At 61.0% G+C, this 15,862-nt stretch carries 14 protein-coding genes; 6 read left to right on the top strand and 8 right to left on the bottom strand.

The genetic code is table 11. From position 1 onward, the window contains the following. The first annotated feature begins 48 nt into the window (after window positions 1–48). The 3 genes from PH562_RS24870 to PH562_RS24860 are packed head-to-tail and all read left to right on the top strand — an operon-like array spanning window position 49 to window position 3,276. A complete protein-coding gene (locus tag PH562_RS24870) occupies window positions 49–1,074 on the top strand; it encodes a Gfo/Idh/MocA family protein (RefSeq protein WP_285176380.1) in 1,026 nt (341 codons plus the stop codon). A gap of 7 nt (window positions 1,075–1,081) precedes the next feature. Continuing rightward, window positions 1,082–2,152 (top strand): Gfo/Idh/MocA family protein, encoded by a 1,071-nt coding sequence (locus PH562_RS24865; RefSeq protein ID WP_285176379.1) that lies wholly within the window; start codon window positions 1,082–1,084, stop codon window positions 2,150–2,152. Between the two features lie 44 nt (window positions 2,153–2,196). Beyond that, on the top strand, window positions 2,197–3,276 hold the full coding sequence (locus PH562_RS24860) for an ABC transporter ATP-binding protein (RefSeq protein ID WP_285176377.1): 1,080 nt from the start codon (window positions 2,197–2,199) through the stop codon (window positions 3,274–3,276). Between the two features lie 53 nt (window positions 3,277–3,329). Here the strand turns inward: PH562_RS24860 and PH562_RS24855 are convergent, their stop codons facing one another. The 7 genes from PH562_RS24855 to epmA form a co-directional block, all read right to left on the bottom strand. Beyond that, a complete protein-coding gene (locus PH562_RS24855; RefSeq protein WP_285176375.1) occupies window positions 3,330–5,798 on the bottom strand; it encodes a glycoside hydrolase family 2 protein in 2,469 nt (822 codons plus the stop codon). A gap of 77 nt (window positions 5,799–5,875) precedes the next feature. Continuing rightward, the gene (locus tag PH562_RS24850) at window positions 5,876–6,835 is read right to left on the bottom strand and encodes a DUF1839 family protein (RefSeq protein WP_285176403.1); all 960 of its coding nucleotides are present in this window, start codon (window positions 6,833–6,835) and stop codon (window positions 5,876–5,878) included. Window positions 6,836–6,843: 8 nt separating this feature from the next. Further along, entirely contained in the window at window positions 6,844–7,752 is a 909-nt protein-coding gene (locus PH562_RS24845; protein WP_285176373.1) for an amino acid--[acyl-carrier-protein] ligase, read from the bottom strand. A 5-nt stretch (window positions 7,753–7,757) separates the two neighbouring features. Continuing rightward, complete coding sequence (locus PH562_RS24840; RefSeq protein ID WP_285176372.1) at window positions 7,758–8,951, bottom strand: acyl-CoA dehydrogenase family protein; 1,194 nt, start codon at window positions 8,949–8,951, stop codon at window positions 7,758–7,760. Then, a complete protein-coding gene (locus PH562_RS24835; RefSeq protein ID WP_075853503.1) occupies window positions 8,951–9,202 on the bottom strand; it encodes an acyl carrier protein in 252 nt (83 codons plus the stop codon). Before PH562_RS24835 ends, PH562_RS24840 begins: the two co-directional genes overlap by 1 nt. A 357-nt stretch (window positions 9,203–9,559) precedes the next feature. Continuing rightward, complete coding sequence (locus PH562_RS24830; RefSeq protein ID WP_285176368.1) at window positions 9,560–10,612, bottom strand: lysine-2,3-aminomutase-like protein; 1,053 nt, start codon at window positions 10,610–10,612, stop codon at window positions 9,560–9,562. Beyond that, entirely contained in the window at window positions 10,609–11,673 is a 1,065-nt protein-coding gene (gene epmA, locus PH562_RS24825) for an EF-P lysine aminoacylase EpmA (RefSeq protein WP_113231352.1), read from the bottom strand. Before epmA ends, PH562_RS24830 begins: the two co-directional genes overlap by 4 nt. 152 nt (window positions 11,674–11,825) lie before the next feature. Here epmA and efp point away from each other — a divergent pair, with 152 nt between their 5' ends. After that, window positions 11,826–12,395, top strand: coding sequence for an elongation factor P (efp, locus tag PH562_RS24820; protein WP_028751515.1), 570 nt, complete (start codon window positions 11,826–11,828; stop codon window positions 12,393–12,395). A 118-nt stretch (window positions 12,396–12,513) separates the two neighbouring features. Here the strand turns inward: efp and PH562_RS24815 are convergent, their stop codons facing one another. After that, entirely contained in the window at window positions 12,514–14,364 is a 1,851-nt protein-coding gene (locus PH562_RS24815; protein ID WP_113231351.1) for an ABC transporter ATP-binding protein/permease, read from the bottom strand. A 163-nt stretch (window positions 14,365–14,527) separates the two neighbouring features. Between PH562_RS24815 and PH562_RS24810 the strand changes: the two genes are divergently transcribed. Beyond that, on the top strand, window positions 14,528–15,370 hold the full coding sequence (locus tag PH562_RS24810; RefSeq protein ID WP_285176367.1) for an AAA family ATPase: 843 nt from the start codon (window positions 14,528–14,530) through the stop codon (window positions 15,368–15,370). Beyond that, entirely contained in the window at window positions 15,370–15,792 is a 423-nt protein-coding gene (locus PH562_RS24805; RefSeq protein ID WP_285176366.1) for an NUDIX domain-containing protein, read from the top strand. The genes PH562_RS24810 and PH562_RS24805 overlap by 1 nt, the downstream gene beginning before the upstream one ends. Window positions 15,793–15,862 lie beyond the last annotated feature (70 nt).

Below are 15,862 nucleotides of genomic sequence, written 5' to 3'. Positions count from 1 at the left end.
CCAAGATTTGGGGCTGCGAACCAACGAACCCACGAAAGGAAATGTCGCATGAGCGCGCTGCGCTTCGCCGCCATCGGCCTCAATCACGATCATATCTACGGGCAGGTCAACGTCATGCTGCGAGCCGGCGCCGAACTCGTCGCCTTCCATGCGTTGGAGGACGATCTCGCCGCCGTCTTCGCCGACCGCTTCCCGCAGGCACGACGCGTTGCCGATAAAAGGGAAATCCTCGAGGATAGCTCCATCGCGCTGATCGTCAGCGCCGCGATTTCCAACGAGCGCGCCAGCCTTGCCATAGAGGCCATGCGCCACGGCAAGGACGTGATGCTCGACAAGCCCGGCATGGTGACGCTGGATCAGCTGGCAGACGTCAAAAAGGTACAGGCCGAGACCAAGCGTATCGTCTCCATCCTTTACTCCGAGCACTTCGAAACGGCATCGACCGTCAAGGCCGGTGAGCTGGTCAAGGCCGGCGCCATCGGCAAGGTCATTCACACGACGGGCCTCGGTCCCCATCGGCTCCGCAAACCTACTCGGCCGGACTGGTTCTTCGACCGCAAGCGCTATGGCGGCATCATCGCCGACATCGCCTCGCATCAATGCGAGCAGTTCCTGTTCTTCGCAGACTCCCTTGAAGCCGAAGTGTTGTCGGCAACGGTGTCCAATCGCGCCAATCCGGAAACACCGGGCCTGCAGGATTATGGCGATTTCCATGTGAGGACGCCTGATGTCACCGGCTATGTCCGCGTCGACTGGTTCACGCCGGACGGGCTTTCCACCTGGGGCGACGGCCGCCTCTTCATCGTCGGCACCGAAGGCACGATCGAGCTGCGCAAATATATCGATGTCGCCGGCCGGCCCGGCACCGATCACCTTTTCCTCACCGACCGCAAGGGCATGCAGCATATCGACTGCGCCGGAGTGGAGCTGCCCTATGGCCGCCAGCTTGCAGCCGACATAAGAGACCGCACCGAAACGGCCATGGGTCAGGAACATTGCTTCAAGGCCATGGAGCTAGCGCTGAAGGCGCAGGCGCTCGCCGAGGCTACATCGCACAAGAACATTCAGAGGTAATTGCGACATGTCCGACATCAAGAAAGTCGCGATCATCGGCCTCGGCATCGGCCGCTCCCACATCGTCGAAGGCTATCTGCCGTATCCGGATCGTTTCGAGGTCGCCGTTCTCTGCGATCTCAACGAGGAACGCCTGAACGCCGTCGGCGACGAATTCGGCATCGCGAGACGCCTCAAGGACTTCTCCGAAGTCCTCAACATGCCCGATATCGACATCATCGACATCTGCACGCCGCCCGGCTCGCATTTCCAGCTCATCATGCAGGCGCTAGCCGCCGGCAAGCATGTGGTCTGCGAAAAGCCACTCGTGGGATCGCTCGCCGATGTCGATGCAGTTATCGCCGCCGAAAAGACGGCGAAGGGCCGGCTGATGCCGATCTTCCAGTATCGCTATGGCGACGGCATCCAGAAGGCCAAGCGCATCATCGCATCAGGCATTGCCGGCAAGCCTTATGTCGCCACGTCGGAGACGCATTGGGTGCGCGGCGCCGATTATTATGCGGTCCCCTGGCGCGGCAAGTGGGACACAGAACTCGGCGGCGTGCTGATGACGCAGTCCATCCATCTGCACGATATGCTCACCTATCTGATGGGGCCGATCGCGGGCCTTTTCGGCCGCGTCGCCACCCGCGTCAACGATATCGAGGTCGAGGATTGCGCCAGCGCCAGCCTGCTGATGGAAAACGGCGCGCTCGCCACCATCAGCGCGACCCTCGGCTCGCAGGAGCAGATCAGCCGCCTGCGCCTCGCCTTCGAAAACGTCCTGATCGAAAGCAACCACGAACCCTACAGCCCCGGCCAGGACCCCTGGAAGATCGTCCCCGCCAATGACGAGATCGGCGCGAAGATCGATGCACTGCTCGCCGGCTGGTCGCCGATCCCCAACCGTTTCAACACGCAGATGAAGCTGTTCCATGAGGCCCTGGTGTCCGGCGGACCGCTGCCGGTGACCACAGTCGATGCCCGTCAGGCGCTGGAGCTGGTCACGGCATTCTATGAATCGTCGGAAACCCGCACCGAAGTCCGCTTTCCGGTCGGGCCGGAAGCCAAGAAATACAAGAGCTGGAGGCCGTCATGAACGTTGACCCGCGAGCCATCAGGACCAACAGGGAGGGAGCGCCTATGGCGACAAGCGTATCGCTGCAGAAGGTTATCAAGCGCTATGGCGAGCTTCAGGTGGTTCACGGGATCGATCTGGAAATCGAGCCGGGGGAATTCACCGTCTTCGTCGGCCCCTCCGGCTGCGGCAAGTCCACGCTTCTGCGCATGATTGCCGGGCTGGAGCCGATTTCCGGCGGCGGGCTTTATCTCGACGGCAGCCGCATGAACGATGTCCCCGCCTCCAAGCGCGGCATCGCCATGGTCTTCCAATCCTATGCGCTCTATCCGCATATGACCGTCTACAAAAACCTTGCCTTCGGCCTCGAAACGGCCGGCATGAAGAAGCAGGACATCCAGCCGCGCGTCGAAAAGGCAGCCGAGATCCTGCAGATCAAGCAGCTGCTGCAGCGTAAGCCGAAGCAGCTTTCCGGCGGCCAGCGCCAGCGCGTCGCCATCGGCCGCGCCATCGTGCGCGAACCCAACATCTTCCTCTTCGACGAGCCGCTCTCGAACCTCGATGCCGAACTGCGCGTGCAGATGCGCGTCGAGATCGCCCGCCTGCACCAGCGCCTCGGCAATACCATGATCTATGTCACCCACGACCAGACCGAAGCCATGACCATGGCCGACAAGATCGTGGTACTGAACGGCGGCAAGATCGAGCAGGTCGGCGCTCCCCTTGACCTCTACAACAGACCGAAGAACAAGTTCGTTGCCGGCTTCATCGGCTCGCCGAAAATGAACTTCCTCGATGCAAAGATCGTCGCCTCCGACGACGGCTCCGCCGTCATTGATCTCGCCGGCCAAACCGTGCGCCTGCCGCGACGGCTTGGCAGCCTGCAGCCAGGGCAACCCGTCACCCTCGGGGCCCGCCCGGAGCACCTGAACGTCGGCGATCGTGGCCTGGGGCTCGGCAATGCCCGCGTCGATCTCGTCGAACACCTCGGCGGCCAGACCATCCTCTATGTCACACTGCATGGCGGTCAGGCGCTGACGGTTGCGCTGGAGGATCAGCAGGCCATTCGCGCTGGCGAGACGGTCAGTATCCATATCGATCCTGAGCGCTGCCATCTGTTTGGGCCGGATGGTGTGACGTTGTGAGCTGAGCTGGCAGCACGACGGGTTATCTCGCCCCCGGCAGGCGAGATAACCCCTCAAACCTCAACGATCCGCCGGCTGCCGATAGCGCGGATCTGGCCGGATGGAATGACATCGGCCGGAACGCCCTCCCGCCGGTGCAGCCGAATCCGCCGGCTGCCGGGCGCAAGATGGAACCAGTCATCCTCCGCCCGATAGGCTTCCAGATCGATCTGTACCGATTGCGCAAAGCGATCGCTGCTCAGATCAAGAAACCAATCCTCGCCCTCCTGCACCGCAGACGCCGTGATTTCGGCATCATGGAACGCCTTGGCTCGGCCAAGCGGGAAGTAAAAGGCCTGGGCGATAACAGCGCCGGTCGCCGAGGCCGTCAGCCGCGCCACCGTAACGTCATGCGATGGTGGACCGAAGCGGAAGGCATAGGTCGTGTCGAAGAAGGCGCCGAAAAGATCAGTGCAGGCGATCTTTTGCTTGCTGCGCGCCTCAAGCACCAAATCGCGGCCGCCACCGACGACGATCTGACGGCCGTCGCGCAGGCAGGAGACCTCGACGGTCAGGTCTAGGGCCGCATCGCTCTCGTTGATGACATGCACGTCGAGGCCGTTCGTACCCTCGTCCATCAATAATACCTGCACCGGCCGGAAGGCACGGCGCAGCCCGTACCAGACAGGTTTCGGCTCCCCTGTGGAATCGATCACGCCCCAGCCGGCGCCGGGAAGCAGGTCCTGCAGCGTCCAGACGAGCGCGCCATTGCAACCGGAACCATGGCGGCGCCACTCGGCATAGGTCTCCTCGGCCACCTCGCCGGTCACCGCGCGCGAAAGGTTGAGATAGAGATCCGGGTCTTCCCGCCGCAAGCGGTTGGGCTCAAAGCCGTAGAGTTCCTGCAGATAATGATCGCGCACATCCTCGAAATCCCAGGACGCGCCGCGATCGCGCGGGACGCGCTCTTTCCATAGCGGGCTATGGACTGCCGGAACCGGCAGATGCTGGCCGAGCGTGCGGGCTTGCGGCACATGCGCGAAAGCCAGGCTCTCGGCGGCGAAGCGAACATCGGCGCGGCGGGCATCGGCAAGCGGCCGCATATAGGCGCCGACGCCATAGTAATGCGTGACACCGGCATTCGGTGAAAACGGCATCGGCCCGCCCGACGGAGAATTGACGACATAGGGCACATCCGGCCGTAGCGATTGCACCAGGGGCGGGATGATCTCCTCGACAACAGGGCTTTTCCAGAACTGCTCCGGCAGGCCCATCATGGCTGCCTGCTGGTAGATCTCACTGCCGCCGCAAAGGACCGCCAGCGAAGGCGAGAGGCGTGTGCGGCTCAGAAGCTGCGAAACCTCCGTTTCGACATGGGCATTGAACGCCTTGTCGTTCTTCGGATAGTCGAAATTGGCAAACATGAAATCCTGCCAAACCATCAGGCCAAGCTCGTCGCAGAGGCGGAAGAATTCCGGTGTTTCGTATGCCATGGTGCCACCGATGCGGATCATGTTCATGCCAGCCTCGGCGGCGAGCCGCAGCCAGCGCTCGTAATCATCGCGGCCACCGGGCAGGCGCACGATATCCGCTGTGGTCCACACGGCACCCCGGCAGAAAATCCGCTCGCCATTGACGATGACAGCGAAATCCTGCCCATCGGCGCCACGATCGACCGAAATCCGGCGAAAACCGGTCTGCCCCAGTGCGCGTTCCACGCCATCGACGACAAGCGTGACATCATGGAGTTGCGGAACGCCGTGCGTGTGCGGCCACCAGGGCGCCACATCGGGCATTTTCAGGATAGCTGTATAGCGGCCGGCACCAGCCTTCTCGAAAGCCTGTTCCGTCTCTCCGCATCGCAAAAGCAACTCTTCGACATCGCCTTCGATCGAAAGCGAGGCATAGAGCCTGCCCTCGCCATTCTCGAGCAGCTCCGGCCGCAAGGAGAGATCGCGGATCACGGGAGCGCCGGGACGCAGCAGCGAAATCGGCCGCCACGGGCCGACGGCCTGAACCTCGGGGCACCAGCCGGGCATATGACCGAGCAGCGTCGTGCGCACCATCCGCAAGCCCTGCGGTGTGATCATCTGTGGCCGCCAGCGGGCGCGAGGCCCCGGCTCGGACAACCTCGGCTCCAGCGCGCGGAAGCATAGCGCCAACTCGTCGCCGCCAAGCAGGATGACGTCGACGTCGTGAGCCTCGAACATGCTCTCGGACACGAGGATTTGCTGGCCGTTTAGGAAGACTTCGCAGAGTGTCGCCAACCCTTCCAGCCGCAAGACCGCCTCACCGGCCTCGGCATCCACCAGACGGCAGATGTACCAGGCATCGCGGTCGTGAAGCGGCTGTGGCTTCGTCCGGTCGAAGCGCCCGGCCCTTTCCAGTGCTTCCGCCACCGTGCCGGGCACGGGCGCCGGGATAAAGCCAGACGTCAGTGGCACATCGGACGGCGAGATGCAGGTGCCCGCCTCCGTCAACACCAGATTCCAACCTTCGCTCAGCCGCATTCCGCCGCCGAGATCCGCCAAGCGCCCGCCCATGACATCTTCCGGGGGATTTCCCCCGCCCCAATATGTTCAGAAATAACCCAGCCGTATCGCATTCGGACGGAAGCCGATCAAAGCTTCCGTTCGAGTTCGCTCATCATGGAATCCCACGCATCGGCGGCGGGATCAAGCGCCGTGCGCAACGGCTCGAATTTCTTGCGCGTAATGGCCCGGGCAAGCTGGAACTGGACCGACTTCGCCGTCTCGGAAATTTTCCGCGCCTCTACCGCCGCTTCGGACAGAGCGGCCGAGAGCCAATCGAAATGGCTGCCGGCCAGTTCGAAATTGGCGCCGAGCTGGCGCAGCGTGTTGAAGGCATATTTATGGAAGAAGCCGAAAGGCCGTTCGGCGACCGCTTCCACCTGCGCCGGGAAGACCTCCGCGAAGGCGCGGATCGGATTGGCCAGCGGACGACGACGGAAATGGAAGGACAGGAGCTGCTGCGCCGTCTGACGGATCGCAGCTTCGCTCGGTGCCTTCTCCGGAAATTTCGCAAATTCCGTGTAGGGCAGAAAGGGCAGATCCTCATCCGTCAGATGCAGCTGGAAGAGCCCGTCGAAATCCTCGCCCGACAGCTGGAAGAACCCGCCATTGTGGAAATAGTCGACCGTGCGGCCGTGCATGTCGAGCCGGTTGATCGCGACCGTCGTCTTGCCGTGTTCGCGGCGATAGCCGACGCCCTGCGTGTCCGGCATGAAGAAGGAATCCATCTCGATCAGGCAGAGCCGGCCGCGACCGATCTGTTCGGCGACATGGTTCTGTACCTTGTCGTAGATCGCAAGCTCGGTGCAGCGCACGCCGTAGAGCGCTTCCAGATCCTCGAGCGGCACCTTGAAGAAGGTGAACTGGTCGCCCTCGAAATCCTGTGTCAGCGTAAAGCCGAGCATGGCTTCCGGCGGCAGCTTCAACGTCGAAAGCACCTCGATCCAAAGATCGATGTAGCAGTTGGTCTCGGGCCACATGCGCTCGCTGTCATGCAGCGCATGTGGCTTGTAGGCGGCGGGATCCAGTCCCTGAAACACGGCAGCCATCGGTGCGATCAGCCCCAAAGCGTCTTGCGCACGCTCTCGGGCCATTCCTTGACGTCGAGACCGTGGGTGTGGAACAGCGCCAGCGCGATGCGCTCCAGGCCGAAGCCGACGCAGGCCGTGTGCACGACGCTGCCATCGGCAAAGTTCAGGCCCCATTTCGTGCCGAAGGCATCCTGGTGGTAGTTGAAGCTCATGCAGGCGGTCGGCTTCGCGGTCGAGGTGATCGGGATCAGCAGCTCGAACTTGAGGTTCTGGTCGCGCTGGTTGTTGGCAAGCATCTTGCCGGCTCGGCCGAAGAAGGGATCGTTGGCGACGTCGATGGTCACGTCGAGACCGACGGCCTTCATCATCTCGATGCCGCGGTCCATCCAGCTCTGGCGGAAATCCGTGACATGCTTTTCGCTGCCCATGCAGACATATTCGCGCATGCGGAACAGCTGCTGGCGGGCTGGATCCTTCGAGGGTTCATGGCGGAAGCAATAGGACTGCAGATCGTAAAGTGCGCCGTTTTCCGGAATGGCACCGCGCTTGGCAACCGTCGGATAGAGCGGATAGCACGCAGCCGGCGTCAGCACGATATCGGTCGCCTGCTGATCTCTAGTCCAGTCGTCGCCGACTTCCATGCACTTCAGCAGGCTCATATGGTCGAGCTCGTTACCGCAGAAGCTGTGTACCGTGCCGGCAAGCTGCGGGAAGCTCTTCATATAGCCGCTCGTCTCAAAGAAGGCGCGGTTCATGCCGGGCGGAAAACGGATGGCCTCGGCACCATCGGCGCCGCCGAACGTGTCGATCAAGCGCTCGAAGGCGGAAATCACGTCTTCAAACTGGCCGCTGCGGCCGTAGAGACCATCAACGCCGGTGTCGATCAACAGGCCAGAATCGAAAAGACGGTCGAGAAACGATGTTTGCATATCCATGACGATTACCCCAACAGGCTGGTATCTTGTTTGTGGACGAGCAGCATGGTCGACGTATTGCCGAGAATGCGGTCATTCGAGATCATCAATTGTGCCGAGTGCGCATCGCGCAGGTGGCGACCGAGGCTGTAGGGCGTACCGTTCTTGTAGCCCATGATGCCGCAGATGAGCATCGCGTGGTTGATGATCGGCAGGATCATCTCCGACGACGCGATCTTGACGTTGTTCATCGCCACGGCGAAAGCCATCGACGACAGGCGGTCCGCGTCGAGCTTCGCCTCCTCATAGGCCTTCAGCCCGGCAACTACATTGGATTTCACCATCTGTAGCATGCTGGAGGCTTCGGCAAGGCGCAGGGCGCCGGGCGGCGGTGCGCCGGGAGACTTGCGGGCGGCGGCGCGCACGAAAGCCTGCGCGCGGGAAACCGCATCGGCTGCAATGCCATACCACACGCCGCTCCAGAGCAGATGTGAGCTTGCCAGCATCGACTGTGCGGCGATCTCGGCAAACGGCTTCGGCAGGATCTGCTTGGCCGGAGCTTTACCCTTGAACAGGAAGCCATCGGAGCAGGTGCCGCGCATGCCGAGCGTGTTCCACTCGACGGTGCGCTTGATATCGTATTGATCTTTCAGGAAGCAGGTCAGTACCTGATCGGAAGACGCCGCCTCGGCATGGCTGCGCGAGGTAATCAGAATGGCGTCGGCATGAGCGCCGTAGGAAATGACCGTCGCATCCTTTTCGAGGGTGCAGGTATCGCCTTCGACCTTGATGGCGCAGATGCTGTTGCGCAGGTTGCCGCCGATCCCGCCTTCGGTCGTCGCCGAAGCGAGCAGCAGCTGTTCCCTCGCGATGCGGCGCATGAAGTCGCGGTGCCAATCGCTATCGACGCCGTGCTCGACCAGGCTCGAAAGCTTGATCTGGTGCATGGCGAAGACCATGGCGCTCGCCGCGCAAGCCTGACCGAGGATCGAGCAGAGCTCGGCGATTTCGGTCATCGACGCGCCTTCACCGCCGAGATCGGCGGGGATCTGGATGGAGAGCAGCTTTTCGGCGCGCATGGCGTCGACAGCCTCGCGCGGGAACCGGCCCTCGGCATCGACGGCATCGGCGTGCTGGCTGGCGATCGCTGCGACGCGGGCGGCGCGTATCGCCGCTCCCTCGCCCGTCCCAACCTCGAGTAAAGCGACCGCCGCAGTCATTACGCGACCTTTCTACTGTCGAGGATCATGCCGACGGTTCTTTCGATCGCGGCGATGCTGGCGAAGGACTTGCGGTTCAGCAGGTTGTCGGGAAACTCGATGTCGAAGGCTTCCTCGATGCCGAGCATCAACTGCACGGAAGCGAAAGAAGACAGGCCGGTCGCGTAAAGATCGGCGTCGTCTTCGATCTGGTCGATAGCAACGGGAAGCGCGCCGAACTTGGCCAGCAAATCGCGAATCGTCTTGTTCATAGTCTAGTCCCTTCTGGCAGTGATAAGCATAACTGGAGTTACACCGTCTTATCGTTCGCCAAGAAGTAACAGGTAAAATAGAACATTCCGCTAAGCGACGTGGTAAATACAAACAACTTATACTTTGTCGAAAAATGATATATTCCACACTTGTCTGATTAAAATTTACCTTCCGTAAGTCATATAAACGATGACTTCTGCACAAATATTAAATTGACCTAATATTGCGCCATGTCGATTTTTGGAAGAGCGAGGTACCGAAGAAGGTTAACGCACCAAAATTCGCCACTACGTTTTATTCGAAAATGACAATCACAATCAGAGCGTCAGTGCAATATAAGATCATAAGTATGCACTTTAGCTTTGCGGCGGATAGATATGCTCGCCGCCACGATAGTCCGAAATCGAGTAGCAACCTTCGCCCAGCTCGCGAACGGAGCTTTGACCGATATCGGCCTTGCCGTAGCCGCCGGGGATATCGAGAATGTAGGTGGGCTGACAAAGGCCGGAGATGCGGCCGCGCAGCGCCGCAACGATTGCCTGTCCCTCGGCGATGCCAAGGCGGAAATGGCCGGTGCCAGGTGCAAGGTCGGGATGATGCAGGTAATAGGGCTTTACGCGCGTCTCGACGAAAGCCTTCATCAGCGCCGCCAGCACATCGGGATCGTCATTGACCCCCTTCAGGAGAACCGACTGGCTGACAAGCACGATGCCCGCATCGACCAGCCGGGCGCAGGCAGCGCGCGCCTCGTCGGTCAACTCCCGCGGATGATTGGCATGCAGCGCCACATAGATGGTCTTGCCGCTCGCCTTCAGTGCCGCAATCAGCGCCGTATCGATCCTTGACGGGTCGACGACGGGGATGCGGGTATGGAAACGGACGATCTTCACATGGTCGATCTCGGCAAGCTGCCCGAGAATCTCTTCCAGCCGCCTTGGCGAGAGAACCAGCGGATCGCCACCGGTGAGGATGACCTCCCAGATCTCCTTATGATCGTGAATATAGGCAAAGGCGCTGCCAAGCGCATCGCCATCCAGCGTGCCGAGCCCCTGCGGCCCGACCATTTCGCGGCGGAAACAGAACCGGCAATAGACCGGGCAGATATGCACGGCCTTCAGCAAGACGCGATCGGGATAGCGATGAACGATACCCTCGACCGGGCTATGCGCATGATCGCCGATCGGATCGGCGCGCTCATCCGGGCTGACGACGAGTTCGGCGGCATCAGGCACGAACTGTCGGGCAATGGGATCGGCAGGATTTTCGGGGTCGATCAGGCGCGTCACGGTCGGCGTCAGGGCAACGGCATAGCGCTCCGCTACGGCTTCCAGCGCCACTGCCTGATCGGCATCGATCAACCCGGCACGCTCAAGCTCGCCGATAGTCCGGATCGGTCGCATCGCATTCATGCGTCGAACTCCGCGACCGGTGCCCACAGCACTTGCTCGATCCGCGAGGCGCCGGTCGCCAGCATCACGAGCCGGTCGAAGCCCAGCGCGATGCCGCTCGCCTCGGGCATGACGGCAAGCGCCTCCAGAAACTCCTCGTCCAACGGATAGGTTTCGCCATAGACGCGCTGCTTTTCCGCCATCTCGATATCGAAGCGGCGGCGCTGCTCTTCGGCATTGGTGAGCTCGCCGAAAGCGTTGGCAAGCTCGACGCCACAGGCATAAAGCTCGAAACGCTCGGCAACGCGATGATCCCTGGCCGATGGCCGCGCAAGCGCCGCCTCGGAAACAGGATACTCGTCAAGAATGGTGGCGCGTTCGAAACCCAGATTCGGTTCGATCTTCTCGACGAGCACCCGGCTGAAAAGATCCTGCCATAGATCGTCGTCGGCAACGCGAATGCCAGCCTGGCGCATATCTGCCGCCAGACGCTCGCGATCCGTCGATCCATCGAGGCCGATGGAGGCGAAGAGATCGATACCGGCATAGCGCTCGAAGGCAGCCGCAACGCTGATCCGCTCGGGCGGCAGGAACGGATCGGTTTCCGCGCCGCGATAGCTGAATTTCTTCGCCCCGACGGTCTCAGCCGCAAGCACCAGCAGCGCGGCACAATCGGCCATCAGGGCCTCATAGCTCTCGCCTGCCCGATACCATTCCAGCATGGTGAATTCCGGATGATGCAGCGGCCCACGCTCGCGATTGCGATAGACATGGGAAAAGCAGGCAATGCGTTCTTCGCCCGCCGCAAGCAGCTTCTTGCAGGCAAATTCCGGCGAGGTATGCAGATAAAGAGGCCATGCCTTGCCGTCGGTCGTCAGCGCCTCGGTCTCGAAAGCATGCAGATGCGCCTCGTTCCCCGGCGACACCTGCAGCGTCGCCGTATCGACCTCGATGAAGTCGTTGCGCGCAAAGAAAACGCGCAAGGCAGCCTGAATGGCATTGCGGCCGATGAGGAACGGCCGCCGGTCCGCATGGACATTGCGGGTCCACCAGGGGGACGCTTTGCTCGTCTTTGGCTTCATTCCTAGCTTTCTTCGGGGCACGAGCCACGCAAGGGGGTGGCAATTTCCATTGATTTAGGGTAGTTGCGCCCCCAAGCAAACAATTGCTGCGTCTCGGAGAGCATTTCGACAGTCCCTCTACGACGCAAAACGCAGCGTTACAAGGAAGTCTTATGGTCAAGGTCATCGCCTCTTCGGTCCGCAAGGGCAACGTTCTCGACGTCGACGGCAAGCTCTACGTCGTTCTCACCGCACAGAACTTTCATCCGGGCAAGGGCACCCCGGTCACGCAGGTCGACATGCGCCGTATCGTCGATGGCGTGAAGGTGTCCGAACGCTGGCGCACCACCGAGCAGGTCGAGCGCGCCTTCGTCGAAGACGTGAACTTCCAGTATCTCTACGAAGACGGCGAAGGGTTCCACTTCATGAATCCGGCCAACTACGATCAGGTCGTGGTCGACGTCGAAACCATGGGCGACCAGAAGGCCTACCTCCAGGAAGGCATGACCTGCATCCTGTCGATCCACGAAGGCATTCCGCTGGCGCTCGAACTGCCGCGCCATGTCACACTCGAGATCACCGAGACCGAGCCGGTCGTCAAGGGTCAGACGGCATCCTCATCCTACAAGCCCGCCATGCTGTCGAACGGCGTGCGCACCATGGTTCCGCCGCACATCAACGCCGGCACCCGCGTCGTCATCGCGACGGAAGACAATTCCTACGTCGAGCGCGCCAAGGACTGAGCCTCGGCCACCTGCTTGCATGAAGAACGCCTCGTCCTGGTGACGGGGCGTTTTGCGTTTTAGGGGAATTGAAGCCGAAGCGGCAGCGACTGCGTGAAGACTCGCCGCGCCGCTCTCGTTAGGGAGCGCTGGCCTTCTTCTCGTCCGCCTGCATCGCACTGGCGGTTTCGGGAGGCGCTTGCATATCGGTGCTGTGCTCGTGCGGAGCCAGAGACTGCAAATGCAGGACGCGTGGTGACATGGCGTGCATGAAGGCGTCGGAGCGGCCGATATAGATCAGGGTCGCATCTTCCAGTTCGGCCAGCAGAGCAAAGGCCTTCGCCTGAACTTCGGCCTCCAGCCCTTCCAGGGCATCGTCGAAGACGACCCATTTCGGCTTTGCGAGCAGCAGATGTGCAAAGCCGACGGCTTTCTGCTCTTCGGTATCGAGCAATCGATCCCAGCGCGCCTGCGTATCGAGACGGCTCTTCAGACGGCCAAGCCCTACCTTGTCGATGACGGTGTCGACAGCAGCATCGTCATAGGCGTCCCGATCATCCGGAAAACAGATTGCCTCCCTGAGGGTGCCGGTCGGCACATAGGGCGTGTGCGGCACGAACAGCATGTCGTCCATCGGCGGCAGGCTGACCGTGCCGGAGCCGCTATACCATTGATGCGCCAGCACTTCGAACAGCAGCCTGCGGTTCACGCCATGATCGCCGTTGATCATCACATGCTCACCGGCCTTGATCGTGACCGTACCCTCCGCGATCCGGAAGCCGTTTTCCGTCGCCTCGTCGCTGGTCTTCGTCGAAATTTCCAGGTCGGTCCAAACCATCGTGCCCGGCGCCGCCTTCTCAAAGACGAGGGTGTGCGGCATCGGCGTCTTGTCGTCCATTTCCGTCAGCGCCTTGCGGAAATCAGTGACGCGCATCAGCGTCGCGCGCCATTCGGCAATCGGCCCGAAATTGGCGACATACCAGCGCAGCGCCGAATTGACCTGATTGAAGGCACCGACCGCCACCATCAGCTGGCCGAAGGTCAGGCCGCCGGAGAAATAGGCCGGCGCGGCAACGAGGATGGGAATGATCAGCACCAGCCAGCCATAGCCGGCCGAAACCCATGTGAGATTGGTATTGGCGATGGCAAGCTGCCGGATAACGGCGAGCACGGCCGATATATCGAGATTGATCCGCCGGCGCTCGTTCTCCTCACCGCCGGCAATCGTGATCGCCGGCATATGCTCGTTGGCATGCATGAGCGCGAAGCGCAGTTCGGCTTCCTTCGAATAGCGATCCGCATTCAATCGCACGAGGCGGCGGCCGACGAATTGGCTGAGGAAGGAGGCGGATCCGGCATAGAGGATCGCCGCCCAGACCATGTAGCCGGGAATGGAGAAGCTCATGCCCCTGAGGTGGAAGACCATGCCGCTGGAGAGCTCCCAGAGCACGCCGATGAAGCTCAAAAGCAGGATCGTCGCCTGCACCAGTCCGATGGCAAGCCCAGTCGAGCTTTCGGCAAGATTGCGGGCGTCCTCGTGCAGCCGCTGGTCGGGATTGACGCCGATCAGCCCGGATGAGGCAAGACGAAGCGCACGCTTGGCCTGCAGCCATTGATCGACGAGATCGCGCGCCAGGCCCTCGCGCATGTAAAGGGCGGTCATCTGGTTGAGCCATGCCTGAACGACGTTGAGGACCAGCAGCGAGCCGGCGATGATGCCGAAGACGCCGAGCTGATGGAAGAACGCGGAAATATCGCGCCTTGCCAGCGAATCGTAGAAAGGCGCATTCCAACTGTTGAGCAGCACCTGGACATAAGCCGTGACCAGAATGATCACGAAAAGCGCGATAGTCAGGGAAATGATCTTGATGCGAACAGCCGAATTCCAGAAAGCGGAGAACATCATCCTCAGCCGAAAGAAAAGACTTAAATCGTATCCGACCTGTTCATTTCCCTGGATATTCGGCTTGGCTTGCTTTTCAACTGCCATCAGCACTTCCCTGCGACACGTCCCGTCAGTTAATCATGACCCGCCCTCATGTCCACCCTTGCAATAGATCGGTGGGATCACATTCCTATATACACGGTTTCGCGTCTTGAACCGAATAAGGTCAGCAATTAGCTTGCACTCGAAAGATTGAGAAAGCCTTCCGATGCAATTTCAGGGAACCGCCGACTATATCGCCGACAAGGATCTGATGGTCGCCGTCAATGCCGCTATAAGGCTGGAGCGCCCGCTTTTGGTAAAGGGCGAGCCCGGTACGGGCAAGACCGAACTTGCACGCCAGGTGGCCGCCGCTCTCGGCTTCGAACTGATCGAATGGAATGTCAAATCGACGACGAGGGCTCAGCAGGGTCTCTACGAATATGATGCCGTTTCGCGCCTGCGCGACAGTCAGCTCGGCGACATCAGAGTTCACGATGTCAGGAACTATATCCGCCAGGGCAAGCTCTGGCAGGCCTTCACTTCGCCGACGAAATGCGTGCTGCTGATCGACGAGATCGACAAGGCCGATATCGAATTTCCGAACGATCTCCTGCAGGAACTCGACCGCATGGAGTTCCACGTCTACGAGAGCGGCGAGACGATCCGGGCCGCCGTCCGCCCGATCGTCATCATCACCTCGAACAACGAGAAGGAACTGCCGGACGCCTTCCTGCGCCGCTGTTTCTTCCACTATATCCGTTTTCCCGACATGGAGACGCTGAAACGCATCGTCGAGGTGCATTATCCTGGCATCAAGCAGACGCTCGTCCATGCGGCACTGACGCAATTCTTCGAAATCCGCGACGTGCCGGGCCTGAAGAAGAAGCCATCGACCTCCGAAGCGCTCGACTGGATCCGCCTGCTGGTCGCAGACGACATCGATCCCGAAACGCTGCGCGCGGATGCAAAGGGCGTTTTGCCGAAACTGCATGGCGCACTGCTGAAGAACGAGCAGGATGTGCACCTTTTCGAACGGCTGGCCTTCATGGCGCGAGGACAGGGACGATAATGCGACCCGATGCCGTCAAGGTCCTGATCTATGCCGTTCGGGATGGGCATCTGCTTGTCTTCGACGAACCGGATTTTCCCGCTGTCCAGCTCCAGGTTCCTGGCGGCACGGTCGAAGCTGGTGAGGACATTGCGGCGGCCGCAGCGCGCGAATTCGAGGAGGAGACCGGTTTTGCGCCACACGAACTTTATCCGCTTGGTGTCCACGACTACCGTTTCGAAAAGAACGGCCGCGATTACTATCACCAGCGGCACTATTTCCGCTGCTGTATCTCGGAACGAGCGCCTGCCACTTGGCTCCACTACGAAATGACGCCTTTCGACGGTGGCGACCCGATCGGCTTCCGCTTCTTCTGGCTACCGATCGAGGCTGCCAGGCATCGCCTCGGTTACGGCATGGAAGCCCTCCTTAAATATCTGTAGGCCACATCGCGCCTCCGAGTTCAGCCCCGGAATTTCCCCGACGCCTGCCCATTGACCCGCCGAGATGACA

Source organism: Rhizobium centroccidentale (assembly GCF_030182565.1).
GTDB lineage: Bacteria > Pseudomonadota > Alphaproteobacteria > Rhizobiales > Rhizobiaceae > Rhizobium.
The sequence above is the reverse complement of the archived record's forward strand: the minus strand, read 5'-3'. Positions and strand labels throughout refer to the sequence as shown.

Coding starts and splice junctions, on each gene's coding strand:
- PH562_RS24870 (WP_285176380.1), top strand. CDS start 49: ATGAGCGCGCTGCGCTTCGCCGCCATCGGCCTCAATCACGATCATATC.
- PH562_RS24865 (WP_285176379.1), top strand. CDS start 1,082: ATGTCCGACATCAAGAAAGTCGCGATCATCGGCCTCGGCATCGGCCGC.
- PH562_RS24860 (WP_285176377.1), top strand. CDS start 2,197: ATGGCGACAAGCGTATCGCTGCAGAAGGTTATCAAGCGCTATGGCGAG.
- PH562_RS24855 (WP_285176375.1), bottom strand. CDS start 5,798: ATGGGCGGGCGCTTGGCGGATCTCGGCGGCGGAATGCGGCTGAGCGAA.
- PH562_RS24850 (WP_285176403.1), bottom strand. CDS start 6,835: ATGGCTGCCGTGTTTCAGGGACTGGATCCCGCCGCCTACAAGCCACAT.
- PH562_RS24845 (WP_285176373.1), bottom strand. CDS start 7,752: ATGGATATGCAAACATCGTTTCTCGACCGTCTTTTCGATTCTGGCCTG.
- PH562_RS24840 (WP_285176372.1), bottom strand. CDS start 8,951: ATGACTGCGGCGGTCGCTTTACTCGAGGTTGGGACGGGCGAGGGAGCG.
- PH562_RS24835 (WP_075853503.1), bottom strand. CDS start 9,202: ATGAACAAGACGATTCGCGATTTGCTGGCCAAGTTCGGCGCGCTTCCC.
- PH562_RS24830 (WP_285176368.1), bottom strand. CDS start 10,612: ATGAATGCGATGCGACCGATCCGGACTATCGGCGAGCTTGAGCGTGCC.
- epmA (WP_113231352.1), bottom strand. CDS start 11,673: ATGAAGCCAAAGACGAGCAAAGCGTCCCCCTGGTGGACCCGCAATGTC.
- efp (WP_028751515.1), top strand. CDS start 11,826: ATGGTCAAGGTCATCGCCTCTTCGGTCCGCAAGGGCAACGTTCTCGAC.
- PH562_RS24815 (WP_113231351.1), bottom strand. CDS start 14,364: ATGGCAGTTGAAAAGCAAGCCAAGCCGAATATCCAGGGAAATGAACAG.
- PH562_RS24810 (WP_285176367.1), top strand. CDS start 14,528: ATGCAATTTCAGGGAACCGCCGACTATATCGCCGACAAGGATCTGATG.
- PH562_RS24805 (WP_285176366.1), top strand. CDS start 15,370: ATGCGACCCGATGCCGTCAAGGTCCTGATCTATGCCGTTCGGGATGGG.